We start from the raw sequence: 25,104 nt of genomic DNA on the forward strand, positions 1-25,104 counted from the left end.
GGTTAAGCGAGGCAGCGCAGGTGCGGAAATCTCCGATGTGCCGCGTTCTTCGCAAGCCGAATAGGAAACCATCCGGCAGACGGACGCTTACTGGCGAAGGCTCGTAGGGCGGATGAACCGATGCGCTGGACGGAAAGCGCGATCCAGGCTGTGACTGCTTTGGTGCTCGCCATATGCGTGTCCATCCTTGCTGTGCCTGCGGTGGCACATAACGCCATGTCCCCGACGTCCCCCCCTGCGGCCCTCACCCAGGCGTCCGCGTACGCTGGTCACGCCACGCCCGCTCCCCACCATGCCCGGATGTCTGGTCCGGCTGCGAAGGCAAGGACGGCAGGCAAGAAGTGCTGCCCGAACTGCGACGGCGATGCCGTCCGGCCAGGCTGCTGCGTCATCGGGCACTGCGGGAGCGGCGCTGCCCTCCTGCCGCCGGTCAGCCCGCAGGTCACGCTCCTGGTCAGCGGCAGCGATTTCTTTGCCATGCCGCCACCTTCGATCGCGGGCATCTTCTCCGACCTTCCTTCTCCACCACCCCGATAAGGCGTCCTGAGCGTCTCCGCAGAGCCCCAGGGCCTGCGGAAGGCGGAGCATGGCCGAGCCCTCCGTCCAACGGGCGCCCGCACCCACGCTCGTCACCTCAATTGGGCAGCCGACCTGCCGAGCAGGCTGGCGAACCCCGCCTCACGGACATCCTAACGGAGAAGAAAGATGCATCAGATGACCCCCGCCATGCAGGCTTGCATCGAGGAATGCCTGCGCTGCCACTCCACCTGCCTGGGCACGGCCATGAACCACTGCCTGGAAGCGGGCGGCAAGCACGTGGAGCCGCATCACTTCAGGCTGATGATGGCCTGCGCCACCATCTGCCAGACCTCTGCCGACATGATGCTGATCGGCACGCCCCACCATAAGCACACCTGTGCCGAGTGCGCCGAGATCTGCGAGGAGTGCGCCAAAAGCTGCGAGGCCGTGGGTGGCATGGAGGACTGCGTCGCGCAGTGCCGCAAGTGCGCCGCGTCCTGCCGCGAGATGAGCGCCTGACGCCGGGACAAGGACCGGACAGCGGGTCCGGTCCTTGTCACCTCCACCGGAAGCAAACGCTTCCCGTGCAGATCAAAACGTTCTGACGGAGCGTCGGCATGAGCCAGAATCAACATCTCAGCAGCCTGCTCACGAACCTCACGGACCGGCTGGCTGACACCCTGCACGGCACGCTGGGCGGGCTTCACTTCGATTTCGAGGCCGGTGGCCACGTCCACAACGTCACCTTCGGCGATGAGAGCGCCGACACCTTGGGCGGCACCGACGGCGCCGAGTTCACCTGGGGCCTCGAAGGCGACGACCGCATTGGCGGGGGCGGCATGGACGATGTCCTCCACGGCGGTGCGGGCGCCGACGTGGTCTCCGGCAACATGGGCGACGACGAGGTCGAAGGTGGCGAGGGCAATGACACCCTCTACGGCGGCCCTGGCGCCGACACGCTGCGCGGCGGCCCCGGGAACGACCACCTGGACGAGGGTGAGGGGCACAGCACCGTCGACGGCGGCATGGGCGACGACACCCTGGTTGGCGGAGGCGGCCCGGACGCCTTCATGATCGGCCGGATGAGCGGCCACGACGTCATCAAGGACTTCACCGCCGGTCCCGGCATGTTCGACCACCTGGCGGTCATGGACGGCCTCCAGTGGACAGACCTTGCCTTTGCGGACACCGCAGATGGGGTCCAGGTCAGTTGGGACGGGGGTTCAGTCCTGCTGGAAGGCGTCTTCAAGGCGGACCTGGCGCAGGACGACTTCATGTTCGGCGACGCGGCCGACCTGCCTCCCGGCCTGCGGGTGCCTGACGGCCCAGCCGACGAGGCACCGACGCCCAGCGTTGCGGGCCCCGAGGTATCCGGTGAGCCACAGGCCGGTGCCATCTTCGACCTTTTGGCCGACCACGTCTTCGATAACCGCACCTTGAGTTTCGACATCGAGGGGAACGCCGTCCTCCGCGGCACCGCTGGTGCCGATACCCTGACGGGGTCGTCGGAATCGGACACCATCTTCGGACTGGCGGGAGACGACACCATCTCAGGCCTGGCCGGGGACGACCATCTCCAGGGTGGCGACGACCGTGACACCATGGCGGGCGGCGACGGCATGGACCGCCTGACGGGGGAGGCTGGCGACGACAGGCTCTTCGGCGGGGCGGAGTCCGACGAGCTCATGGGCGGCGACGGGAACGACTACCTCGACGAGGGCGCCGCGCACGGGATGCTGAACGGCGGCATGGGCGACGACACCCTGGTCGGCGGCACCGGCGCCGACGCCTTCATGGTGTCGATGGACAGCGGCCACGACGTGGTCCTGGACTTCGAGGCGACCGGCGAGGCCCAAGGCGCCTTCGACCACATCGCCTTCATGGAGGGCATCCAGCCTGCGGATGTCGTCATTCAGGACACAGCCGGGGGCGCCCTGGTCGGCTGGGGCATGGGCGAGGACGACACCTTCGCGGGGTCCATCCTCCTCGAGGGCATCGCCAAGGACGACCTGCGGCAGAGCGACTTCATGTTCGCCGAGGCGCCGGGCTTCGTGGAGGGCATTGGCGACTTCGGCTCCTGGTACGTCTTCCCGGAGAGCGGCGGCCCGATCGCCTGAGTTCAAGCGGGGGCTGTCTAGCCAGGCTCACCGCCTCCAATGCGACCGGTGCCTGCGGGCACCGGTCGCGCTCCTGCCAATCGAGACCTGTCGCTGAAGCCGGGCCATCCCGGCCAGCGGCCAGAAAGGGCTTCGCCATGAGCTACGCACGTTTCGGTTTGATGATCCTGGTGTCGACCGTGGTCATGTTCGGCCTGATGTACCTGAACACCTATGCCCTGGAGCACGTCTTCTACAGCCAGACCCGGACCTGGATGGCCCTCGTGATGGGGGCGACCATGGCCGTCATCATGCTGCTGTTTATGCTCGGCATGTACCGGAACCGGACCGCCAACATGGCCATCCTCGGCGCCAGCGTCCTGGTGTTCGCAGGGTCGCTGTGGCTGGTCAGGAGCCAGCAGACGGTGGGCGACGTGGCCTACATGAAGGCGATGATCCCGCACCACTCCATCGCCATCATGACCAGCGAGAGGGCGCGGATCCGGGACCCGCACGTCCGGCAACTGGCCGACAGCATCATCGCGGCCCAGGTGCGGGAGATCGGCGAGATGAAGCAGTTGATTGCCGAACTGGAGGCCAACCCTCCGGCACCCTCTGCGCCGGTGCTGCAGCCCGCGCGCTGATGGTGTTTGTGCGGCGCCCGCGGACTTACTGGGGGCGCATGCCATCGGCAGGGCATCCATCGCGAGACCTTCAGCAGGGAGGGTCCGCTTTGCCCTGCCTCACCTTCCGAAGCGGATAGGCGGCTATCGACCAGAGGCTGCCAAACACCCGAACGCAACACCGGAGTCCCTGCCCTCCGAAACCTGGCGAAACCGCCGCGGCAACGAAGGAGCACGGGCGCCATCCTACCCGTTTAGGATTCCCGCTAGGGATAGAAACGCGACCGCGTCCCCGGCCCGCAGCATCCCGACGTCTCGACCTACCCTGACCTAGCCATCGGCCGCTACCAGCGGCATGAGTCGCGCCGACCCTGGCTTGCTGATGTGCTCGACCACGAGGTCCGGCCCGACCATCGCGGGGGCGAACTCTTCCCTCCCCGGCTTCCGGTCCCAGCCGGACGCCAGGCGCGCTGGCAAGGATTTCAGGCCGCCGTCCACAGCCCCGGTAAGCCGAGCTACCAGCGGGCGCCCGAACAGGATGCCGCTAACCAGCGCGGCCACCAGGTTGCCGGGCAGGAACAGGCAGCGCGCCGTGCCGATGCCGCCGAACACCAGTGGCTTGCCCGGCTTCAGCGCCACGGCGCACCAGGAGCCGTGGCCACCGGCGTCATGCAGGGCGCCCAGCAAGTGGTCGGCCTCGCTGCCGGACACGCCGCCCGAGGCGACGATGGCGTCGCACCCGGACGCCCGCTCCAGGGCGGCCGCGATGTCGGATCGCCGGTCAGGCAGCAGGCCCAGGCCAAGGATTTCGACGCCCATGCCCCGCAGCAAGGCGGCCAGCATGGGGCGGTTGCTGTCGTGGATGGCGCCCGGCGCGTGCGGCATGCCCGGCTCGAGCAGCTTGTCACCGGCGGAGGGCACGGCGACCCGCGGCCTGCGCCGGACCGCGACGTCGCCCACCCCAACCGCAGCCAGCAACGCGAGGTGGCGCGGGTCGAGCCGGGTGCCCGCCTCCAGCACCGCCTCGCCCGCTTGGAAATCCTCACCCCGGCGGCGGATGTTGGCATCCTGCAGGAGCGTCGGCGACGCGACACCGGAGTGCGGGTCCACCCGGCAGCCCTCCTGCATCGCGACCGCCCAGACGCCCTCGGGGACGGCGGCGCCGGTCAGCAGGCGCACCGCCTCACCGGCGCCCACACGCGGCAGGCCACCCGCGCCCGCCGGAAGGTAGCCGACGACCTGGAAGGGGCCGGGCCCCGGCCCGCCGACGCCATAGCCGTCCACGGCGGCGCGGTCGAACGGCGGCATGTCCGATGTCGCCAGTACAGGATTCGCCAGCACCCGCCGGGCCGCCGCCGACAATGAAACGAGCTCGACGCCCCGCACCGGATGGACGTCGGCGAGAAGCCGTGCGCGCGCGATCTCGACGTCCACAAGGCCCGCTTGCAGGTCGCAATCGGAGCATGCGGGGCGGGGCGCGAGGCTGGTGGTCACGACCCCGCATTCTCCTTGAGATAGGCCAGCAAAGCGTTCAGGCGTGCCTCGTCCTTCATGCCAACATAGGACATGCTGCCTCCGGGCACGACCTGCTTGGGGGCCTGCAAGTAGGCGTGCAGCGTCGCCTCGTCCCAGGTCAGTCCTTCCGCCGCCCTTGTGCGCATGGCGTTCGAGTAGCGGAAGCTCTCGACGGCTGCCGCGCGGCGGCCCAGCACTCCGGCGAGGCCGGGGCCGACGCGGTTGCGGCTGTCCACGCCGTGGCAGGCGCCGCACTGGCTGCGGAACAGTTGCTCGCCCGACGGGACGGTCTGGGCGAGAGCCGGGAAGGCGAGGAGCGGCACGCAGAGCAGGGCCGAGGCAAGGACTCGCATGGGGTCTCCAATGGCAGGGGGAGCGTGACGACGCAGCCGGGCGGCCGCGTCGCAGGGTGCCCGATCTCAAGTCTGGGCCCGGTACTCCTGGGTCTTCCAAGACAGGTGGCGGACGGCTTCGGGGGCGTCGCTGAGCTTCCGGATGTTCGCCCAGGTCTGCTTGTAGTTTGGTATGACCAACTCGTTGGTCGCCTTGCTGACCACGTTGCCCTGCACGCCCGTCGGGTAGCCGAACAGCATGAAGGTCTGGTTGCGGCCGAGGCCCCCCTCCGGCCATGCGACCGCCTGGGTGGCGCCGTTGCCGTTGAAGACCTCGACGAGGTCGCCCGGCTTTAGCGCCAGCTCGCCCATGTCATCCGGGTTCATGCCGATGTAGGGGTACGGGAAGCGGTCGCGAACAAAGTCGTTGTGCTGGTCGAGGTAGGCCGACTGCCAGACGTGGTTCGCGCGGCCGTTGTTCACCAGGAAGCGTTGCGAGTCCTTCTCTGCCTGCTTGCCCTGGGCCTGCAGCCCCCGCCATGGGGTGGCGGCGAATACCGCCTTGCCGTCCGGGCGGTTGAACTTGCCGTCGGCGTAGAGGCGCTTGGTCCCAAGGATTCGCTCGCTGCCGCCGGTGGTCGCCGCCGGTGTGCCGGTCGCACCGGCGCCCGGCGCCGCCTGCTGGACGGGTTCGCGGCCGCGGGCGCCCTCTATGCCGGGCCCCTGCACCACCATGCCGGGCGAGGCGCCGGTGGTCGTGCCACCAGCCACCGCGCCGGTGGTCTCCAGCCCGACTGCGGGCTCTTGGAACCCGTTGGTGCCCATGGCGCGAAGCCGGGCGTAGGTGACGAACTCGCCGCCCTTCTCGTGCTGGTGGTAGCCATCCATGAACGCGTCCTCCTCCGTCTTCCAGTCGTAACCCCGGAAGCGGTCGGCCACGGCGGCGTTCCCGGCCGTGCGGAAGGAGCGCTCCAGGGCCTGCGCCAGGCGCGCGACGATGAGGCAGTCCGGCATCGCGTTGCCCGGCGGGTCCATGTAGCGCTCGGTCAGGCGCATGCGGCGCTCGCCGTTCATGGAGGTCAGGTTCATCTCCCCCGAGGTCGCCGCCGGGAGGACCACGTGCGCGCAGGAGCCGATCTGGGTCGGCACGATGTCCACGTCCACGCTGAACAGGCCGCCCGCGCGGATGGCCTTCATGATGGCCTCCACCTGGGCGGCGCGGTCACCGGCGGGGACGGAGTCCATCGCCTCCTTCACCATGTTGGTCCGGCGCTGGTAGGCGCGCTTGAACTCGGAGGCGTTCAGGGTCGTCTTGAAGTGGTCGCAGCCCCAGACGTGGTGGATGCCGCCCTTGCCGCCGATGAGGAGCTCGTCGACGTTCTGGGCGGGCTTGCCGACATGGGCGTCGGAGGGGCGGGCATAGCCTTCCTGGTGACCGCCGAGGCGGACGCAGCCGCCGCCGGGGCGACCGATGTTGCCCGTCGCCAGGGCGATGTTCACCAGAGACTGGTTGGTGCGGTAGTTGTCGTTGCCCCAGATGATGCCCTTCTCGTATGCGAGCATCGTGCGGCGCCGGGCGCCACCCTGCTTGGGCTCCGCGATCCAGGCCGCCGCCTTGCGGATGTCCTCCGCCGACACACCGGTGAGCCGGGCCGCCTCCTCCACCGTGGTGCGGTTGGCGCCGATCGCGGCGTCGTAGTTGCTGGTGCTGGTGGCGATGAACGCCTTATCGGCCCAGCCCTTGGTCGCGATCTCGGTGAACAGCGCGTTGAACAGCACGAGGTCGGTGCCGCTGTTGATGCGCAGGTGGAGCACGTTCTCCTTTCCCGCCTCGGCCTCGCAGGCCGCGATGGTCACCGTCCGGCGGGGGTCCACCACGATGATGCGGGCGGCGGCGTGCGGCTCGTTCGGCAGCTGGCTCTGCTTCTTGTCCAGCGTCGAGCCGCGCAGGTTCGGCACCCAGTGGTTCAGGAAGTAGTTGGTCTGGGTCTCGAGGGAATTGGCGCCCGCGATGAACAGGGTGTCCGCGAGCTCGGCGTCCTCGTAGCAGTTGTTCAGCTCACCCACGCCCATGTCGCGGGAGCCGTGCACCTCGGAGTTGTAGGCCGGACGGTTGTGGATCCGGATGTTCTTCACCTTCATGCTCTGGAAGTAGAGCTTTCCGGTCGCCCAGGTGTTCTCGTAGCCGCCGCCCGCTCCGCCGTGGTCGTAGGCGGAGACCAGCAGGCCGTCCTCGCCCTGCTCCTCGATGACCCGGCGCGTGACCTCGGCGACCAGCGCGACGCTGTCGTCCCAGGAGGCGGGCGACATGGTGCCGTAGCGCCAGACCAGCGGGTCGGTCAGGCGCGCCTGCTGCGTCCCGGTGACGGTGGAGTAGGACATCTCGGCCATGCGGGCGCCGCGGATGGAACCGAGGCCGGAGTTCACCACGCAGTCGTGGTCGGGCTTGATGACGATGTGGACGTCCTGCCCGTTGTGCCGGACGACGTTGTACATGGACGGCGCCGCCCAGGCGGCGCTGTCGGCGCCGAGCTGGCCCCGCATGTCCTCGCCGTAGGCGTTGTCGTCCGGCGCCGGGCCGCCCTGGCGGTTCACGGGCCAGGAGTAGGCTTTGTAGCCGCAGCCCACGATGCAGTAGTGGCAGACGACGTTGTTGACCTTGGCGTCCCGCGGCGGGATCGGCAGGCGGTCGATGTTGCGCTTGTAAGCCATGTTCCCGCCCTCCTCAGGCCAGCACGTTGGAGTGGCGGCCGTACAGCAGCTCGTCCACGCCCTCGGCGTGGATGTCGCCACCCGCGTCCACGCGCAGGCGGAACTGGGCCAGGTTCTGGGTCGCGTGGCCCCAGACCTGCAGGCCGCCCTTCTCGCAGTCGAAGCGGCTGTAGTGGCCGAGGCAGTTCAGGGTGCGGTCGTCGGCCTGGTAGAACATGGGGTAGCCCTTGTGTGGGCAGAGGTTCGAGAAGGCGACGACGTCGCCGTCCGGGCCGACGCCACCTTCGACCCGCGTGCCGAGCTTGATGAGCACGCCCGTGCTGTCGGCGTCCGGGTAGCTGATGTCCATGGGCTCGTTGACCTTCAGGTCGCGCATGTTGCCCAGCCTGCTGACCGGGTACGCCACGCGCGCCAGGGCCGGTGTCGCCTTGGCGGGCGCCTGCGGCACCGTGGAGGCCGCCGCCGCGCCAGCCACCGCCAGCGCCCCCCGTCCCAGGAAGAAGCGGCGGCCGCTCTCCGTAAGCTTGTTGCAACCCGACATTTCCGTCTCCCCGCTCTCAGGCGACGACAGCATTGCAGCGGGCGTGCCAACGGCGCCCGTGACGGCGGTGGCTTACGGTGCCTTGGAAATCAGGATGTTGACGGAGGATTGCTGTCACCGGACCGTCACCGGAGTCCAGGAAGCTGGACTTGGCGCCGTCCGGGTCCAGAAGGCTGGACTTTGCGCCCCCGCTCGCAAGGCAAGAACGAAAGGCATCCTGGACCGTTGCGGCGCCTACGTGACATCGTGGTCGGGGCCTCGCCCGACGCCGCACGTCGTGTGTAGTATTGCGCCCCTTCTGCTATCAGTGATGCATCCCATGGCCAGAACATCAACGGCACTGACAGAGCGCGTCGGCGTTCAGGAAGTGAACCTCATCTTCACCAAGCGCCTGAAGTGGTTCTTCCGCGAGCAGACGATCAGCGACTTTGGTGTCGATGCGGAAGTCGAGATTGTTGACGAAGAGGGAGAGCCAACGGGACAGCTGATTGCGCTTCAGGTTAAGTCGGGCACCTCTTTCTTCCAGCACAAGGATGCAGAGGGGTACACGTTCTACGGTGAGCCTCGCCACCTCGAGTACTGGCTGCGGCACTCCCTCCCAGTGTTTCTGATCCTCCACAATCCAGAAACCGGCCTCACCCTCTGGCAACGTGTTGAACGCCATCTGACAAGGCAGACAAAGAAGGGCTGGGCCATCCACATCCCTTCTCGGAACGTGCTGGATGAGAAGGCGAAGCCCGCCCTCGCCAGCGGGATCGGCACGGACCGTGCGTCGATCAAGCGTTATCGCTTCGCGGCCGACAAAGCAGACATGGAGGAATACCGAGACAAGGAAGTCTTCTTCAGTTTCGACTTCTGGGTCAACAAGACCCTGGGTCTTCGCAAGATAGACGTTTACTACGGGAGTTATGAAAAGAGCCAACCGGATTCCCAAATTGGTGTCTGGGGTACAACTCACACACCTCACGGAGTCATGAACCACTTCTTCCCGTGGCTCACCTACCAGTACGCCAAGCTCATCCCTGCGGAAGAACAGTCCAACGAGATCGAGACCCACATCGTGCAGGTGGAACTGAACGAGGCGGCGAAGCAGTTCCTCGCCGTGGAAGCCTTCTTCGAGGATCCAGATGATCCTGAGCCGCCAGAGGAACCGGAGAGGGATGACGAAGACGAGTGCGACGAAGAAGACTACAATGAATGGGCGTTCAGACGAGCCATGGAACGTGATTAGCCCTGAGCGCTTGTTTCGGAGCCTGGTGTAAGCGCTGCTGCCTGTCAGTTTGGGCGAACCACCGTCCGCTCAGGCTTCATCCGATCACCGCAAACCCAGCTTCCGGATCTTCTCGAACAGCGTCGAGCGGCCGACGCCGAGGATGCCCGCCGCGACCTCCACCTCGCCGGACGCGGCGGCGAGCGCGGCGGAGACCGCCCGCCGCTCGGCGTCCGTGACCGCCTCGGCCAGCGTCCCGACCGCCGCCACGGGGCTGGCGCCGTTGGACGCGGTGCCCCCCAGGAGGTCGTCGACACCGACCCAGGGCCCGTCCGCCAAGGCGGCGGCCCGCTCAACCCTGTTGCGGAGCTCGCGGGCGTTGCCGCGCCAGTCCGCTTCCTCCAAGGCGCGCTCCGCCCGGCTGTCCAAGCCCCGGATGCCGCGGGCCGAAGCCAGGGATGCGTTGGCAAGGAATTGGCGCGCCAGCGGCACGATGTCGTCGCGGCGCATGCGGAGCGGCGGGATCTCGATGCGGATCACGTCGAGCCGGTAGAGCAAATCCTCGCGGAAGCGGCCGTCGCGCACAAGCTGGTCCAGGTCGGCGTTGGTCGCCGCGACGACGCGCGCGTGGAACGCCAGCGTGCCGGAGCCGCCCACGCGGGTGTACTCGCGCCCTTCGAGCAACCGCAGGAGCTTGGCCTGCAGCCCGGGCGCCAGCTCGGCGACCTCGTCCAGGAACAGCGTGCCTGCCCCTGCCCTTTCGGCGCAGCCGATCCGTCGCATGGCGGCGCCGGTGAAGGCACCGCGCTCGTGGCCAAAGACTTCGCTCTCCGCCAGCTCGGCCGGGATGGCCGCGCAGTTCACCGCGACGAAGGGCGCCGCCGCACGTGGGGACAGGCGGTGCAGGAGCTTGGCCGCCACCTCCTTGCCGGTGCCGGTCTCGCCGAGCAGCAGGACCGGGCAGTCGCTGGGCGCCGCCCGGCGCACCGTCGCCTCGATCCGGCGGATGGCGGCCGAGACGCCCAGGGTAGCGTCTGCCGCGGGCACCACGCGCCGGGCCATCAGGGCACCAACGCGGCCGAGGAGGTCCTGGATCTCGACGGGCTTCACCAGGAAGTCGTCGGCGCCCGCCTTCATGAGCCGGATGGCCTGGTCGACGCCAGCGTAGGCCGTCATCACCAGCACGGGCGTCCCGGCGAGACGGCTGCGTTGGGACAGGAAGAGCTCCTCCCCGGAGCCGTCCGGCAGGTGCAGGTCGGACAGCAGCAGGTCGGGCACCCGCCGCTCCAGCGAGGCAGCGGCCTCGACGGCGCCGGTCGCGACCTCGACGCCGTACCCCTCGATGCGCAGGCGCTGGGCCATGGTGCCCGCCGTCGTCGGGTCGTCCTCGACGAGGAGGATCTGGCCTCGTTCAGCTGGCATGGGCGACCTCCTTGGCGTGGGAGGGGACCGGCAGCTCGGCGACCAGCCGCGTTCCCCGCGGTGTCGGCTCGCGCGTGATCCGTCCCCCCTGGCTGCGCGCCAGCCGGGCGGCGGTCCAGAGGCCGAGCCCGCCACCAGAAGGTGGTGGGCCGTCCGGGTCCGCGAGGAGGCTTTCGGCTTCGGCGGGTAGGCCGGTGCCGACATCGCCCACCTCGATGACCGCGCCGCCCTGGCTGAGTCCCTGCGCGCGGAAGCCGAGGACGCCTTGCGGCGGCGAGGCGGCGGCCGCGTTGAGGAGCAGGTTCAGCGCGATCTGCCGGGCCAGCGTCCGGTCGACGCGCACGCCGTCCGGCAGGTCGTTGCGCCAGTCGAGGGTCAGGCCACGGCGTGACACCTCGTGGCGGATGAGCAGCCGCAGGTCCTCGAAGTCCTGAGCCGCGAGTGGTGCCTCGCCCGGCCCCGTCTTCCAGGATGACAGCCCTGCGCGGACCACCTTGCGTATGTCGTCCAGGCCCCGCCTGAGCAGGCCGACGGCCTCCTCGCGGATGTCGCGCCTGTCGCCGTACTCGGAGAGGGTGTCCACCGCCGTCATCAGGCCGCCGAGCGGGTTGTTCACCTCGTGGGCCATGGCCGCCGTCAGGCGCCCAAGCTGGGCGCGGCCCTCCTCCCGGGCCAGCCGCCCGGCCATGAGGTCCCGCTCCGCGATGGCGGCCACGGCGCCGTTCCACGCGTTCACCAGGGCCAGATGCTCAGGGCCGGAGCCCGCCTGCGCATCCAGGGGCTCGGGGCGCCTCCCCTGGGCGGCCTCGAGGAGCCGATGGCGGAGCCGCTCGGTCGGCAGGAGGATGCGCCGGACCAGTAGCGCGCCTGCGGCGGCGAACAGCGCCGCGATGCCGATGTTCGCCAGGACCAGCGCCCTGACCACCGCGTCCCGCTCCGCCAGCAGCGCACCGATGTCGGCCTTGGCCACCAGCCGACCGACCGGCACGCCACCTTCCAGCAGGACCCGCGCCACGACAGCCCGCCCGGCCCGCTCGTCGATGGCGGGCGACCCCGAGGCGATGGCCTGGTCAGCCGGGCCAGACAGAGACCGCGGCAGCGCGGCGCCGGTACGCAGCACCCGCGGGCTCGAGGATGCCAGGACCGAGCCGTCTGGCAGGACCACAACCGACAGGGTGGGCCGGAGGGCTTCGTACTGCCCGCTGGCACGGTCCAGGGCGTCGAACGCCTCCCAGACGTCGGCCCGCACGGCGGCTGGCTGGACAGCTGTCGCCAGCCCGTCGAGGAAGGCCGCCCCCAGGGCCGCCAGGTGGCGCCCCTGGTCCGCCTCCATACGCGCCAGCACCGCCTGCCCGGTGACGGTGGCCACGCCAGCCACCAATGCCGCCACCGTCAAGGGAACGGTGAGCAGCAGCGGCCAACGTCGTGGGTCCAGCTGAGCCCGGAGCCGCCGCGGTCCCGCACGCCTCATGCCCGGCTCTCCAGGTCTTGGGACATCGCGCGGATGCCGTCGTAGAGGCCGGGGCTCCCGGGCATGAAGCCGTCCAGGCGGAGCGCGCGGAGGATCTCGGTGCCCGCCGGGGAACCCGCCATCGCCAGCAGGGCCGCCTCGATGCCGCGAGCCGCGGCGCCCTGCCGCGACACGGTGAGGCAGCAGACCGGCGGGAAGCCCTGCCATGCGGAGCGGGCGACAACGTCAGTCGTCGAGGTGAGCCCAGGCTCCGTCTCGGCCATGGTCTCCCAGACGTAGCCGTCGACGGACCCGCTTTCCGCCAGGCCGCTGCTCACGGCCCGGACCACGTTCCGGTGGCCGTAGGCGAAGAAGGTGGCGCCAAAAAACGTCGCCGGGGACTGGTGCTCGCCCGCGAGGAGCCAACGGGTTGTCAGGCACCCGGAGTTGCTGTCCGGGTCGGAGAAGGCGTGGCTGCGGCCCCGGAGGTCCGCGAGCGACCTCGCCCGCAGGCTGGGGTCCGCGATGAGGTAGGACTGGTAGAGTGGGCGCCCGCGGTGCACCGGCACGGCGAGAACCGACAGCCTGTCGGCGTGCCGCACGTAGGGGAAGCCGCAGATCCAGGCGGCGTCGAGCTGCCCCGTGAGAAGGAGCGCGACAACCTCCTGGTAGGTCCGGCGCTTCACGAGCTCAACAGGGGTACCGAGCGCCGCCGCCATCTGGCTGGACAGCGCCCGCAGCAGGGCAAGGTCGGATTCGAGGAAGACTGGGGTGAGGCCGAAGCGGACCGGGGCCAGAGAGGTCGCACGGGCCCTGCGCGGCCCGGCCAGGGCCACGGCGGCCAGGACGGCCCTTCGGCCTGCGGGGCACGCTGGAGCCATTCGTTCCACCCCCAGGCGACCCACTTACGGGTTCTACCTGCAGCCCTGCATTCGGCGCTCCTTTCGCCGGATTGTCACGTGCTTTGCGAGCGGGGCGTCAGACGGGGGCGTGACGTGCCACGAGGCTCTTGGGGAGCAGGAAGGTCAGGAGGGCGCAGGCGGCGAGCATCGCGGCCGACCCCCAGAGGCATCCTTCCAGACCGGCGTACTGCGTCAGCACGCCCGACAGCAGGATCCCGCCCAGCCGTCCGGCCGCGTTGGCAGCGTAGTAGAAGCCGACGTCCTCGGCGGCCTTCTCGGACCCGGCGTAAGCCAGGATCAGGTAGGAGTGCAGTGAGGAATTCACAGCGAAGGCGAAGCCGAAGATGGCCAATCCGGCGACCACCACGAGGTCGGGGCGCCCGACCGCGCCCGTCGCCAGCACGATGCCGAGCACGACGGGGATGGCCGCGAGCGCCGTCCCCCAGAGCCGCGCCTCCGGCACCTCGCGGGATAGCCCGTCCGGGCTGCGGCGGACCACCTGCGGCGCCAGGCCCTGCACGCCGCCGTAGCCGATCGTCCAGGCGGCCAGGAAGGTCGAGACGCCGACGTAGTTCCAGCCCTGGCCATACAGGAACACCGGCAGGCCCACGACGAACCAGACGTCGCGGGAGCCGAACATGAAGACGCGGGCAGCCGCGAGCAGGTTGACGCCGCGGTTCTTGGCGAAGAGTTCCCTGAAGCTCCTGGACGCCTTGGCCCTGCCCAGCTCCCGGGGGAGCGACAGCAGCACGCCCACCAGGGCCACCACCAGCAACGCCACCAGCGCCCAGAGCGCCGGACGGAAGCCCGCGGCCTGGAGCAGGAAGCCCCCAAGGAAGAAGCCGAAGCCCTTCATGGCGTTCTTGGAGCCGGTGAACCAGGCGACCCAGCGGAACAACTGACCGGCGCCCTGCTGCGAGGACGCCTTGATGGCCGACTTCGAGGCCGTCTTGGTCAGGTCCTTGGCCACGCCGGAGATGCCCTGGGCGCAAACGACCCAAGCCACAGATGCCGCGGCGCTCCAGGCCGGGTCGAGCGCCGACAGCATCAGCAGGCCGCCGATCTGCAGCGTCAGGCCAATGGCCAGCATCCGCGGGATGCCGAACTTCGCGGCCAGCCACCCGCCCCCGAGGTTGGCGAAGATGCCCGCCGCCTCGTAGAGCAGGAACAGGAAGGCCAGTGTGAAGGGGGTGTAGCCGAGCTGGTAGAAGTGCAGCAGCACCAGCATCCGCAACGCCCCATCGGTGAGCGTGAAGCCCCAGTAGGCGCCGGTCACGATGATGTAGTTGCGGACGGCCGACATCAGACGCCGCGCTCCCCGACGATGCAGGCGAGGTCGACCATCCGGCAGGCGTAGCCCATCTCGTTGTCGTACCAGGCGTAGACCTTGAGCATGGTGCCGTCGGTCACCAGCGTGCTGGGCGCGTCGACGATGGCGCTGCGGGTGTCGTTGGCGTAGTCGGCGGAGACCAGCGGGCGCTCCTCGTAGCCGAGGATGCCCGCCAGCGGCCCGGCGGCGGCGTCGCGGAACAGGGCGTTCACCTCCTCCGCCGTGGTCTCCCGCCGCAGCTCGAAGACGGCGTCCGTCAGCGAGGCGTTCAGCACCGGCGCCCGGACGGCGTGGCCGTTCAGGCGGCCCTGGAGTTCCGGGTAGATGAGCGCGATGGCGGTGGCGCTGCCGGTGGTCGTCGGCTGCAGGGACAGCATGGCCGACCGGGCGCGCCGCAGATCCTTGTGGGGGGCGTCCACCACGACGTTGGTGTTCGTCGGGTCGTGGATGGTGGTGATCTGGCCGTGGCGGATGCCGATGGCCTCGTGGACGACCTTCACCACCGGCGCCAGGCAGTTCGTCGTGCAGGACGCCGCCGTCAGAAGCCGGTGCCGGGCCGGGTCGTACTCGTGGTCGTTGACGCCCACCACGATGTTCAGGGCCGCCGCGGCCGGGTCCTTCACCGGCGCCGCCACGATGACGCGCTTCACGCCGCGGTCGAAGTACTGCTGGAGCTGCTCCTGCTTCAGGAACTTGCCAGTGCACTCCAGGACGACATCGCAGCCGAGGTCTCCCCAGGGGAGGTCGCCCGGCGCCGCCGCGGCGCTGAAGCCGACGCGCCGGTCGCCGAGGCGCAACGCCTCGCCGCCCTCCGCCGCGATCCGCTCGCGCCAGCGGCCGTGGATGGTGTCGAACTCCAGCAGGTGCGCCGTCGCCTCGACGCCGCCCTTCAGCTCGTTGACGTGGACGACGTCCAGCCGGTTGCCCGCGCGGGGGTCGTCCGTCTCGCGGTGGACGCCGCCCATGGCGGCACGGAAGGCCAGACGGCCGATGCGGCCCATGCCGTTGATGCCGACGCGCATGTCAGCGCTCCCTTGCGACGGTGAGAGGGGATTCGCCGAGGTCGTCCACGCGGTGGCGCAGGGACAGCCGGTCGAGCGCGTCCACCTTGAGATTGGTGAGGATGCCGAGGCGACGGTGCAGGCTGGCGTAGAGCTCGTTGACCATCAGCTGGCGGTCCGGAGACCCGGCCTCGTAGCGGCCGGGGCCGGGCAGCGGCCATGACGCCGTGATGGCCTGCCCGCCGAAGTCGGGGCAGTGCTGGCCCTGGAGCTCGTCGCAGAGGGTGATGACGAAATCCATCCTCGGCGCGTCCGGCCCCTGGAACTCGCGGTAGGACTTGCTGCGCACCGCGGAGACGTCGTGGCCGAGGCTCTCCAGCTTGCGCAGGACTTCCGCCATTGGCCGCGCCGCCGGATCGGAGCCCGCCGAGTAGGCGCGGAAGCGGCCGCCGCCGAGCTTGTTCAGGATGGCCTCGGCCATGACCGAGCGGGCCGAGTTCCGGGTGCACAGGAACAGCACGTTGAAGGCGGCGACCATGGGGCCGTCCCGCAGGGGTGCTGCCGCCGGTGCCGGAGTCAGGCTGCCGCACAGTTCCGGGCGGCCACCGCAGCAGGTCTCGGTCAGGAAGGTGACGACGTGCCGCAGCCGGTCGATCTGGGCGGCGTAGATGAGGCTGCGCCCCTGCCGCGTGGAGCGGATCAGCCCGACCTGCTCCAGGCCCCTGAGGTGGAAGGACAGCGTGGACGGGACGATGCCGAGCCGCTCCGCCAGGACGCCCGCTGGCAACCCGTCCGGCCCGGCGTCCAGCAGGGTGCGGAGCAGGTCGAGGCGGGAACCCTGGCCGAGGGCGGAGAACACGGACGCGGCTTCGGTGGCTTCCATGCTGTCGCCATAGTCGAACGGCGCGGCCGTGTCCCCCGCGGGCCGCGGCCCGGCGCAGCCACCGCCACCGGCGGCCGACGGGCGCCGACCAGCGGCAGGCGGGTCGAGGTCTCGGGGGTCACGGCCGCGCATCGCCCTTAGCCCGCCGGGCGCCGGTCCATGATGACGCGGTTGCGCACCGCGTCCTGGATGGCGCGGAGCCGCTCCGCCGGTAACGGCACGAGCCCGATGCGGGCCAGGTAGCCTTCCCGGCCCAGGGCGTGATCAGAGGCGTACTCGGCGAGGAATTCCTTGAGGCCGGGCACGCGGTCGATGTTCGGCCGCTTCACGTACAGGAACAGCGGGCGGGAGAGCGGGTACTGGCCAGAGGCGATGGTCTCCACCGTGTCGTCGACCCCGCCGACCATCGAACCCTCGATGCGGTCGCGGGCGGCCTCCAGGAAGCTGAACCCGAAGATGCCCAGGGTGCCGTCGGCGCCGTTCGCGATTTTGGCCACGATGGCATGATCGTCCTCACCGGCGTCGGTCCAGCGGCCGTCCTCGCGCACCGTGGAGCAGACCCGGGTCCGCTCGGCGGCTTCCTCGATGGCCTGGACCTCCGGTGCCGTGCGGCACGCGGGGATCATCGCCAGTTCGGTGAAGCTGTCGCGCGTGCCCGAGGTCGGCGGCGGGCCGATGACGCGGATCGGCCAGTCCGGCAGCTCCGGCGAGATCTGGCGCCACGAGGTGTAGGGGTTCGGCACGAGCCGCCCGTCCCGCGGCACCTGCTTGGCAACGCCGAGCCAGAGCTGAGCCAGCGTGAAGTTCGGCGAGGCGAGGCCCTTCCGGTGGGCGACGACGATGCCGTCGTAGCCGATGGGGATCTCCATGATCTCGTTGACGCCGTTCCGCACGCACAGGGCGAACTCGCCCGCGTTGATGCGGCGCGAGGCGTCCTGCACGTCCGGGTTGCCGAGGCCGTTGCTGCGGCAGAACTGGGCGAAGCCGTGCACCGTGCCGGTGCTGGCCACCCGGACCCGCTCCCCGCCCGCTGCCTTACCGACCGCCTCGGCGACGGCCCGGCTGAACGGGGCCACCGTGGAGCTGCCGGTGACCTGGGTGACCTCTCGGGTCTCGGCCTGCGCGGGCGCGGCCACCCCGAGGAAAGCCGCCGCGGTCCCCGCCAGCGCGAGCAGCCTACCCGCCCGCGGCACCAAGGCCCCTGCCCGGTTTGGCTTCGTGGTCCCGGCCGCTGTGGCGCCGGACGTCGGCTTCGACGACATCGCCGTGAACTCCTGCTTCGCGCATATCGAACGTCGGTTCGATATTTGTGGAAACGTCGTATCATCTCGCCAAGAAGCTGTCTGTTTCAGTTCCGTGAACTCTCCCCGTCGGGGGAGGGGCATTTGATGCCAGTTGATGGCGGGCGTACGGCGCATCAGCGAAGCCCTGGCGGGCTGCCAGCCGTCCTGCCCGCGCCTGGCGGAAGCCGGATGGGAGCCTCCGCGCAGCCAACGACGTGCGCGGAACCCAGAGCGGTCAACCCTGTTTCTCGGCCTGCCGCCGCACCTCGTCGCTGGCCGACTAAGGCATGCCGAACCGGCGGCGCGCGGTCCCCCTGGAATCTATTCAAGATTCGGAGCCGATTCCGCTCGCGGAATCAGTCGGTTACGGGGCTCTTCCCCTACGGATCGCGCGGAACTTCACTACGGATCGCGCCGGAATGGCTTCCCTGGACGCAGTGACGCCGACGCGGCGGCGCCGGTGGCCGATTGACCCTGCGCATTTACCGTGGAGCTCCACGCCCTGTGGGGCGGCGCTTGCTGGCCGTGGAGTTCCACGGTATTCGCGTTGCCCCTTGGCACCGTCGAGGTCCGCCGAGAAACAAGGATTGGGCGCTGCATGGGCACGCCACCGATAGCAGAACGCGACAAGGAACTGCTGCGGCTGCTGCGGTCCGAGTTCGGGTTCGACCTCGAAGGCTGGCTGCGGGCGCACGGCGCCAAGCTGTACTCGGACGCTCTCAGGAGCGTCCTGCACGCGTACTCGCGCGGCCCCGTCGCGGCCAGCGGCGGGTCGGAGCCGATAGGCGAGGCCGCCAGGCAAAGATTTCTCCGGTCGCGCCAGCGCCACGAGGACGATTGGCTGCTGCGCCACGTGCTGGACCCGGTTTCCCCTGACTGCCTGCTTCCTCCGGACCGGGCGAAGGCGCTGCGCGCCCGGCTGCTGGCCAAGCTCCGCGACCGGGCGCGGATCGCCCGTGGCCCTGTCCTGACGGTCCGCGTTTCCGAGGAGACGGCCCTCGGGCTGGACGAGATCGGCCGCAGGCTGTTCGGGTGCACGAGCCGCTCGGAGACGGTGAAGGCGATGGCCCGGGTCGCGACCACGCACCTGAGGTCATCAGAAGGAAAACGGGATGGGTCGGGCGCCGGGTAACCGGGGCTGCCCGCCGCCACGCCGTCGGGGAAAGGACAACCACCATGGGCCGCCGCACGACGCCGAGGCGTGAGAGGATGGCCGCCATGCTGCTCCAGCAGGAGGTCGGCGACGATTGCTTCGCGTGGCTGGCCAAAGCTGGCGTGGCGATGCGGCACCCGGGCGTGCTGAGGCGCGTCGGGCAGTACCGGGAGGCTGGGGGGCCGGAACCCATCCTGGCCTTCCCGCCCGAGGCGACCGACGAAGAGCACAACGCGCTCGCAGATTCATTCCCGGTGCGCCGCACGGCGTGGCGCGCAGCACGTGGCGCCGCGCAGGCGGATTGGCTGACCCGGCACGTGCTGAATCCGCACTCGCCCGACTTGCTGGTGACCGAGAAGTTCGCCGTGGCCACGCGGGCGCGGCTGCTGGCGAAGCTGCGTGACGAGGTGCGCCGGGCAGAGGATTTCCGCACCATCCGAATAGACGCCGAGACTGCCGGATGGCTGGACACGCTGGCCAGTTACAACGGGCTGGGCAGCCGGTCGGCGGCCGTCGAGATGATGGTCCGTGTCGTCATGGAGGCGTCCGGCGGCAAGGCGTCCGCGAAGGATTGACGCCCGGTCATGCGGGCCGTCGCGCGGCCGTCGCCTCCGTCCCGCCGCGCGGCGCCGTTCCTGTGATTGGACCGGCGATCGCGTCGGCGCCACCTTCGCCGCCGCACGCCAGCAAGGCTTGGTCGTTGGTCACCAAGGACGGCGTGCGCGGAAGCAGAAGGAATGCGCATGCCCGGCAAGGACACGACGTTCATCGGCCACACCCCTGCCCCGCTGGCACGCCCGGAGGGACAGCCGCCGGTGGTGCAGGGCGCCGACGGGTCCTGGATGCTGGAGCTGTCGCGGGGCCCCGAGGGCGCGTTCGCTTTCGCCTACGAGCGGGTCGGCGGCATCGTCCGCGTGACCGGCCAAGCGGTGCTGCGGCATCCGGCCGGTCATGTGCTCCAGCCGGTCACCGTCGTTCTGCGCGAGGAGGACGCCGGGAAGCTGGGCGCAGGAATCCTTGGCATCATCGGATCATGAGAGCCGATAGGCGGTCGCGTCGAGACGCGGCGGGCCACAGCCAAATCGGCATAACCCTCTGTGACATTCGCCTGTCGCCGCCCGAGCCAAGCGACTATAGGCTGCCGGGAATTCGCGGATGGCATCCATGGCCGACGACAGCATTGAAACCCCGGCAAAGCCTGGAACCTACCGGCCCGGCGTCGTGATCGGCGCAAGGGTCGCCCTCGCGCACATCACGGAGACTGCTCGAGAGCCCTGCTACGCCATCACCTTCCGGCATCCTCCCCTCTCGGACAGGACGCTCGCGTTCACATCGAGGGGACGCGATCAGCTCATCGATGCGCTCGGCTCCGCACCTGTCGGGCACCTGGTGACCCGGGTGGCGGGCTCGGACATGGCCGCTTTCGATGCGGGGATGGCTGCATTCCAGCAGGCGTCCAGCGGCATGGGATCGGCCGCCAATGCCGGGAACATCAATGACTACGCGACCCGGTCGATGGTCGCCGAGGTGAGCGCCTCGCCGACTTCAAACGATCTCGTCCTCGTCTCTGGACGGCTTCATGAAGGCGGCACCTTCGACATCATCTTGCCGCCGCACGTGGTCCCCGTCCTGATCGGGATGCTGCTCGACTGAGACGCAAGCGAGGCGAGGTGCGGCACCCTCAAGCACGATAGTTCCCAGCGTAATCCTCTGCGGAACGTACGGCCTCGCCCTCTCCACGAGGCGAGCCATCTCGGATGTGGGATCGATCATCGGTTGTCCTCCTGACCTGCCACAACGGAGCAGCGTGCCCCATGTTCGGTCATGGGGGCTGGAAATGGAGCCCTCCAAGCTATCGGCCCGTGCCGATCACCTTACCGCCGCCTGCCCTTAGGCCGCGCCGCATCGAGCAGGCTCCTGCAGCGTTCGAGCGTCCGTTCGTCGACGCACTGTTCCCAGGGCGACCGGCCCAATGCGGGGTGCTTGCCGCGTAGCCACATGTGCGCCCAGTCCGGCTGACCGGGGAAGCGGGCCATCACCTCCGCCTCCAGCCTGCTCCGGCAGCCTGCCACAACGGCGGCAGCCTCCGCCTCCTTGTCGAGGCGGCGCCTCTCGGCTTCCCGGGTCGCCATGATGCGGTCCCGCTCGCCCGCCATCGCCTCGCTGATGCGGTTCCTCGCCTGCCAGTCCAGGGCGAACTGCCCCTCGTCGAGGGGCAGCCCGGTTGCGGCGCTGACCGCATCACAGACCCAGGTCGTGCCCGCATGTTGACCCATCAAGGCGACGGCTCGTGTCATCAGGGTGCCCACGAAGTCCCCTGACTCTTGGCGGCGGCGTTCCGCAGCCTGCCGCGCGAACTCCTCGCGCTCGAGGCGTGCGGCCTCCTGCCGGGCACGCGCCTCGTCCCGGCGCCTCAGCCGCACCGCATCCAGCGGCAGGCCCAGCAAGCCGCCCTCGTACGGACTGGCTTGCGGCTGGACCATCCTCTCGAGCTCATCGAGCCTTCGCATGAGGCGCCCGAAGCCCTCGCCGCCCTCCTCGGCCAGCACACGAGGCACCGCACCGAACTCGGGGACAGCCCTCTCCAGCCAGCCTGCCGTGTCCGCCCAGGGCAGCCCAGCCGCCTTCAGCATGGTGCCCAGCTTGTCCTGGAGTTCACCTTGGCGGCGCCTCGCCTCACTCGCCGCCTCCATCCGCTGCCTGGCTTCCCACCCGACGGTCTGGGCGGCCACCCAGCCCTGGCGGACGCGCATCAGCAGGCCGCGCTCCGCCAGCCAGTCGGCGTAGTCGGCGATGACCTCGTGGGGCGGGCGGAAGCCCGGCACGCGCTCCTGGATGTGCGCGACCAGCTCCGGCTCCCAGTTCCGCCGGATCTGGAACGGCGCCTTGAGCATCTGCCGCTTCTGGAGGGTCCTGAGCGCGGCGTCGCCCGTCACCCAGTGGCCAGCGGCGCCAATGGCGACATGGTCCAGGAACGCCGCCTGCCACGTCTCGGCGACTACCGCGAAGCATCCGTCACCGGGGACGGCCCGGCCGACGAACCCGCCGAAGCCAGCGTCCACGGCCCTGATGCGCCAGCTGGAGTGGCCAGGGCTCACCGGCTCAACCCAGGCGCCCGCGATCTCGTCGGCGATCCGGCCATGGAGCCGCTGCAAGCGCCGCTTCTCGACTGCCGCCCGCTCCGCCGCGATGCGCCGCAGGCGCTCCTCCTCAACGGCGACCTTGGCGTTGTGCAGCCAGTGGCGGGGCGCCGCGCGCAGGACATGCTCGGCGTGCTCGGCACGGGAGGCGTGCCGGGGAACACGGGAGAGGTCTATCTCGACCGCGGGCAGGTTCCGCTCCCGCAGGAGGGCCAGCTTCTCGGGGCCGCAGGGATGGCGGACGTGGAACTCGAGGAGCAGCTCCCTGCCCCGGCCGCGGATGACGGCATCGGGCCGCAGGCCACCCATGTCGACCTCGGCCTCCGCCGCCTCGTAGGGGAAGACGGTGGCGAAGGCGACGTCCTGGCGCAGGCCGTCGACCTCGGCCACCGCGTCCGGCAGGAGGATGTCGCGGGCTTCCAGCACGATCTCCTTGGCCAGCCGGTGCAGGGTGGTTTCCCATGCGCCGACGCAAGCGCGGTCCACGTGGTGGGCGAAGTGGTGGACCTTGATGGCACCCTTGCGGGCCACCAGCCGCTCGCCGCAGCCTGGGCAGCGGCACCGGCACGCCAGCCCCGAGGCCACCTCCGACACGTGGGCCAGGCGGCCATCCTCGGCCAAGCCGTAGGGGAGCCGGGTGCCGTCCCTGTCCAAGTCATGCATCGCGGGAGGCTGGCAGCTGGTTGGTCCGTCCATGGCGCCGGTGAGCTTCGGGGAGGCGGCAGCATAGCATCAACTCGCTGGTTCGGAGCCCCGCCGGACGAGCAGGTCGGCCCCCGCGATGGCTTTGGCTGCCCCGCGGAGGCCATCGTTCAGCCCAACAGCCGACAAGCTGTCCTGCGACTTTGCCAGCCTCGGCATCCCACCGTGGAGGTTCAGATGCGTCGGATCGTAGTGGCGGCAGCAGCCGCAATGACAGCGAGTCTGCTCACGCTGGCGGCGCACAACGCGTCCGCGGCCCCTGCCGCCAGCATCCTGGCTGCCCCGCCAGCCGCTGCCCAGACCGTGCAGTACTGGGACCAGCGGCCGTACGACGGCAACTGGGAGCGGCGCCAGCAGTGGCGGGAGTGGCGCCGGGAGCGGGACGAGGCCCTCATCGCCGAGGCCGCGCGGCGCGAAGCCTGGCGCATCGAGCAGGAACGCGAGCAACGCCGGGCGTGGCGGCACCAGCAAGGTTATGGCCCGCGCTACGAACGCGGTTGGTGATTGGAGGCTAGGAAGCGGCACCTCTAGGGAAGCCGCCCCTTCACCCAGTTGAAGGGCCGAAAAGCGCTGCGCGTACCAGAGCCTCGGTGTCCTCATCGCGCACTGAGATGCGCACCGGCACGTCCCTCGTAAATGGCCGCTTCAGGTTCCGTGCATGCACCTCAACCCGGATCGAGCCGCCGTTTCCGGGGAGGCGGTCGAGCCGCGCCACCACGGCCTGCGTCCATACCCTCGGTTGGACGTGATGGCGGAGAAGCTCGCATTCGAGATCCCATCGCGCCTGCAGGCGTACAGGCGCTCCACCTCGCCAGTAGAAATCCTCCGGATCCCGCGGTTTGGGTTGGCGCGGGAACAAGGAATCCACGGGAACTCGCAACTCCTCCATTGGACTGCGGTAGCCCAAGCCGCTGAGCATCTCGCTACCGTGCAAGCCAGGCATTCCCGGCAGGGGCCCAAGACCGGCATCCCGCATGATCTTCTGCATGCGTTCGTGCTCCGCCAAAGCGGATCCGTATGCGCCGCCCGCCTCGGCAATGCGCATGGCCTCGAGAACTGACATCGTCCTGTTCGGCTTCACAGTGTCCGGGGTCGGCTGGGCCACCTCTCGGTAGATTTTACGCCAGCCGGGGGCTTTGGGCGGCGGCCGGAGCGACGTCGGAACAGGCTGCGCAACAGCATTTGCCTTCCCCGCCGCCTTCTTCTTGGGACCATCATCGAGATCCTTGAGAAGCAGTCCGGCTGTTGCCTCCAGGGATACCCGAACACCTTCTGCGGCAGCGACACCGACGTTCTCCAGGCAGAATTTGAATGATGCGTCGAACTCCGGCCGCTGCCGCTGCTTCGGCAGGTTGTCGATGAGGGCGCGTGCCTCTTCAAGCCAGGTGTCGTACGCGGTGTTGTAGGTGGCGAGCTGCTTCTCCGTCGGCCCAACCCAGTCGAACGGTCCCTCGAGTTCCGCGAGGTCGAAGGGCTGGCCTGCGGCAGGTGTGAACGGATCCTTTTCGTCCGCCTCGGTTGGCCTGGGGAACTCGACCACCCGCGGGTGTCGAGCCTGGAGTTCCGCCAGCAGAGCCTCTACCCGTTCCTCGGCCAGGACCGGGTATCGCACCACATCAAGCGGAACGACCCTAGCTGGGGCATCTTGCAGGCGCACCTCGACCGCGATGGCTGGACCATCGCCCTCCATCTCCTCCAGGCGCCTTTCCAGCTCCTTGATCCGCTTGTCGCGCGTGTCCGGCTCGTCGGGCAGTTGCCAGCCCGGTCGCGTGGTACGCACCACCGGCAGACCGTGGCCCGCCGCCTTTTCGAGAGGCCCGCTGTCGGCGGTGAGGACGGTGCAGTCCTCGCCGATCACGTCGCGGAAGTGCAAGACATCGGCGACGAAGGCATCATCCCCAAGGATGAAGGGAGCCTCCAGGTCAGGCGGCACTGCCCAAGCCCCAGGGCGCGGTGGCGCCATCTCAAGGGTCACCCTTGGATCGGCGGCCCGCAGCTCCACCGGCTGCTTCGTCTCCACCACCTCGGCGATGACAGCCGCGTACTTGCGCGCCCTCTTCTGCGGGCGCCCCTGTAGCTCGAACTTCTTCTTGTCAAGTTCCCGAGCGGTGTTGCGGCAGATCACCAGTCTGATGTGGTCGTCCCCAGTGATCTGCGCCCACGGGATAGCTGCCGGATCTTGGTGGTGCAGGAAGAAGTTGGTGTCGGGGAAGACGATCATGGGCGAGCTCCGGCGGCAGCGTCCGGCGACTGGAAGCCGCAACTGCGCTGCCATGGAATCTGCCTCGTT

23 protein-coding genes are annotated in these 25,104 nt (G+C 69.6%); 9 read left to right on the plus strand and 14 right to left on the minus strand.

What is annotated here, in order from left to right; all coding sequences use genetic code 11:
• Window positions 1–269: 269 nt before the first annotated feature.
• Window positions 270–503: a hypothetical protein gene (locus ACZJYS_RS01735; RefSeq protein ID WP_099095894.1), complete on the minus strand. Its 234-nt coding sequence runs from the start codon at window positions 501–503 to the stop codon at window positions 270–272.
• A 202-nt stretch (window positions 504–705) separates the two neighbouring features.
• Between ACZJYS_RS01735 and ACZJYS_RS01740 the strand changes: the two genes are divergently transcribed.
• The 3 genes from ACZJYS_RS01740 to ACZJYS_RS01750 all read left to right on the plus strand — a co-directional run bounded on the left by ACZJYS_RS01740 (window position 706) and on the right by ACZJYS_RS01750 (window position 3,259).
• On the plus strand, window positions 706–1,038 hold the full coding sequence (locus ACZJYS_RS01740) for a four-helix bundle copper-binding protein (RefSeq protein ID WP_099095893.1): 333 nt from the start codon (window positions 706–708) through the stop codon (window positions 1,036–1,038).
• Window positions 1,039–1,136: 98 nt separating this feature from the next.
• Window positions 1,137–2,636 (plus strand): calcium-binding protein, encoded by a 1,500-nt coding sequence (locus ACZJYS_RS01745; RefSeq protein ID WP_244311088.1) that lies wholly within the window; start codon window positions 1,137–1,139, stop codon window positions 2,634–2,636.
• Between the two features lie 137 nt (window positions 2,637–2,773).
• Complete coding sequence (locus tag ACZJYS_RS01750; protein ID WP_099095892.1) at window positions 2,774–3,259, plus strand: DUF305 domain-containing protein; 486 nt, start codon at window positions 2,774–2,776, stop codon at window positions 3,257–3,259.
• A gap of 309 nt (window positions 3,260–3,568) precedes the next feature.
• Here the strand turns inward: ACZJYS_RS01750 and ACZJYS_RS01755 are convergent, their stop codons facing one another.
• The 4 genes from ACZJYS_RS01755 to ACZJYS_RS01770 all read right to left on the minus strand — a co-directional run bounded on the left by ACZJYS_RS01755 (window position 3,569) and on the right by ACZJYS_RS01770 (window position 8,338).
• Complete coding sequence (locus ACZJYS_RS01755) at window positions 3,569–4,732, minus strand: molybdopterin molybdotransferase MoeA (RefSeq protein WP_099095888.1); 1,164 nt, start codon at window positions 4,730–4,732, stop codon at window positions 3,569–3,571.
• The gene (locus ACZJYS_RS01760; RefSeq protein ID WP_099095887.1) at window positions 4,729–5,106 is read right to left on the minus strand and encodes a c-type cytochrome; all 378 of its coding nucleotides are present in this window, start codon (window positions 5,104–5,106) and stop codon (window positions 4,729–4,731) included. The genes ACZJYS_RS01755 and ACZJYS_RS01760 overlap by 4 nt, the downstream gene beginning before the upstream one ends.
• Before the next feature lie 66 nt (window positions 5,107–5,172).
• The gene (locus tag ACZJYS_RS01765) at window positions 5,173–7,797 is read right to left on the minus strand and encodes an arsenate reductase (azurin) large subunit (protein WP_099095886.1); all 2,625 of its coding nucleotides are present in this window, start codon (window positions 7,795–7,797) and stop codon (window positions 5,173–5,175) included.
• A 13-nt stretch (window positions 7,798–7,810) separates the two neighbouring features.
• Window positions 7,811–8,338: an arsenate reductase (azurin) small subunit gene (locus ACZJYS_RS01770; protein WP_493175407.1), complete on the minus strand. Its 528-nt coding sequence runs from the start codon at window positions 8,336–8,338 to the stop codon at window positions 7,811–7,813.
• A gap of 319 nt (window positions 8,339–8,657) precedes the next feature.
• Here ACZJYS_RS01770 and ACZJYS_RS01775 point away from each other — a divergent pair, with 319 nt between their 5' ends.
• Complete coding sequence (locus ACZJYS_RS01775) at window positions 8,658–9,569, plus strand: DUF4365 domain-containing protein (protein WP_176559831.1); 912 nt, start codon at window positions 8,658–8,660, stop codon at window positions 9,567–9,569.
• Window positions 9,570–9,653: 84 nt separating this feature from the next.
• Here the strand turns inward: ACZJYS_RS01775 and ACZJYS_RS01780 are convergent, their stop codons facing one another.
• The 7 genes from ACZJYS_RS01780 to ACZJYS_RS01810 form a co-directional block, all read right to left on the minus strand.
• Window positions 9,654–10,970, minus strand: coding sequence for a sigma-54-dependent transcriptional regulator (locus tag ACZJYS_RS01780; protein WP_099095883.1), 1,317 nt, complete (start codon window positions 10,968–10,970; stop codon window positions 9,654–9,656).
• Complete coding sequence (locus ACZJYS_RS01785; RefSeq protein ID WP_146201918.1) at window positions 10,960–12,339, minus strand: ATP-binding protein; 1,380 nt, start codon at window positions 12,337–12,339, stop codon at window positions 10,960–10,962. Before ACZJYS_RS01785 ends, ACZJYS_RS01780 begins: the two co-directional genes overlap by 11 nt.
• Window positions 12,340–12,437: 98 nt before the next feature.
• Entirely contained in the window at window positions 12,438–13,256 is an 819-nt protein-coding gene (locus tag ACZJYS_RS01790) for a substrate-binding domain-containing protein (RefSeq protein WP_245906461.1), read from the minus strand.
• Window positions 13,257–13,398: 142 nt separating this feature from the next.
• Entirely contained in the window at window positions 13,399–14,625 is a 1,227-nt protein-coding gene (gene arsJ / locus ACZJYS_RS01795; RefSeq protein WP_099095880.1) for an organoarsenical effux MFS transporter ArsJ, read from the minus strand.
• Window positions 14,625–15,674, minus strand: coding sequence for an ArsJ-associated glyceraldehyde-3-phosphate dehydrogenase (locus tag ACZJYS_RS01800; protein ID WP_109517860.1), 1,050 nt, complete (start codon window positions 15,672–15,674; stop codon window positions 14,625–14,627). The genes arsJ and ACZJYS_RS01800 overlap by 1 nt, the downstream gene beginning before the upstream one ends.
• A gap of 1 nt (window position 15,675) precedes the next feature.
• Window positions 15,676–16,536, minus strand: a complete 861-nt coding sequence (locus tag ACZJYS_RS01805; protein WP_099095878.1) for a metalloregulator ArsR/SmtB family transcription factor — start codon at window positions 16,534–16,536, stop codon at window positions 15,676–15,678.
• A gap of 137 nt (window positions 16,537–16,673) precedes the next feature.
• The gene (locus tag ACZJYS_RS01810) at window positions 16,674–17,954 is read right to left on the minus strand and encodes a substrate-binding domain-containing protein (RefSeq protein WP_493175411.1); all 1,281 of its coding nucleotides are present in this window, start codon (window positions 17,952–17,954) and stop codon (window positions 16,674–16,676) included.
• A 463-nt stretch (window positions 17,955–18,417) separates the two neighbouring features.
• Here ACZJYS_RS01810 and ACZJYS_RS01815 point away from each other — a divergent pair, with 463 nt between their 5' ends.
• From ACZJYS_RS01815 to ACZJYS_RS01830, 4 genes are all read left to right on the plus strand, one after another.
• On the plus strand, window positions 18,418–18,951 hold the full coding sequence (locus ACZJYS_RS01815) for a hypothetical protein (protein ID WP_099095876.1): 534 nt from the start codon (window positions 18,418–18,420) through the stop codon (window positions 18,949–18,951).
• An 86-nt stretch (window positions 18,952–19,037) separates the two neighbouring features.
• Window positions 19,038–19,547: a hypothetical protein gene (locus ACZJYS_RS01820; protein WP_141563146.1), complete on the plus strand. Its 510-nt coding sequence runs from the start codon at window positions 19,038–19,040 to the stop codon at window positions 19,545–19,547.
• A gap of 168 nt (window positions 19,548–19,715) precedes the next feature.
• Window positions 19,716–20,009 carry a hypothetical protein gene (locus ACZJYS_RS01825; RefSeq protein ID WP_141563145.1) on the plus strand — a complete coding sequence of 98 codons (294 nt, stop codon included), beginning with the start codon at window positions 19,716–19,718 and terminating at the stop codon, window positions 20,007–20,009.
• Between the two features lie 127 nt (window positions 20,010–20,136).
• Window positions 20,137–20,625, plus strand: coding sequence for a hypothetical protein (locus ACZJYS_RS01830; protein WP_099095873.1), 489 nt, complete (start codon window positions 20,137–20,139; stop codon window positions 20,623–20,625).
• 221 nt (window positions 20,626–20,846) lie between these two features.
• Here ACZJYS_RS01830 and ACZJYS_RS01835 read toward each other — a convergent pair whose 3' ends face one another.
• Window positions 20,847–22,775, minus strand: coding sequence for a competence protein CoiA family protein (locus tag ACZJYS_RS01835; protein ID WP_099095872.1), 1,929 nt, complete (start codon window positions 22,773–22,775; stop codon window positions 20,847–20,849).
• A 249-nt stretch (window positions 22,776–23,024) separates the two neighbouring features.
• Between ACZJYS_RS01835 and ACZJYS_RS01840 the strand changes: the two genes are divergently transcribed.
• Window positions 23,025–23,318 (plus strand): hypothetical protein, encoded by a 294-nt coding sequence (locus ACZJYS_RS01840; RefSeq protein ID WP_099095871.1) that lies wholly within the window; start codon window positions 23,025–23,027, stop codon window positions 23,316–23,318.
• A 40-nt stretch (window positions 23,319–23,358) separates the two neighbouring features.
• Here the strand turns inward: ACZJYS_RS01840 and ACZJYS_RS01845 are convergent, their stop codons facing one another.
• Window positions 23,359–25,035, minus strand: a complete 1,677-nt coding sequence (locus tag ACZJYS_RS01845) for a hypothetical protein (RefSeq protein WP_099095870.1) — start codon at window positions 25,033–25,035, stop codon at window positions 23,359–23,361.
• Between the last annotated feature and the right edge of the window lie 69 nt (window positions 25,036–25,104).

Source organism: Roseomonas sp. TS2, from assembly GCF_058833935.1.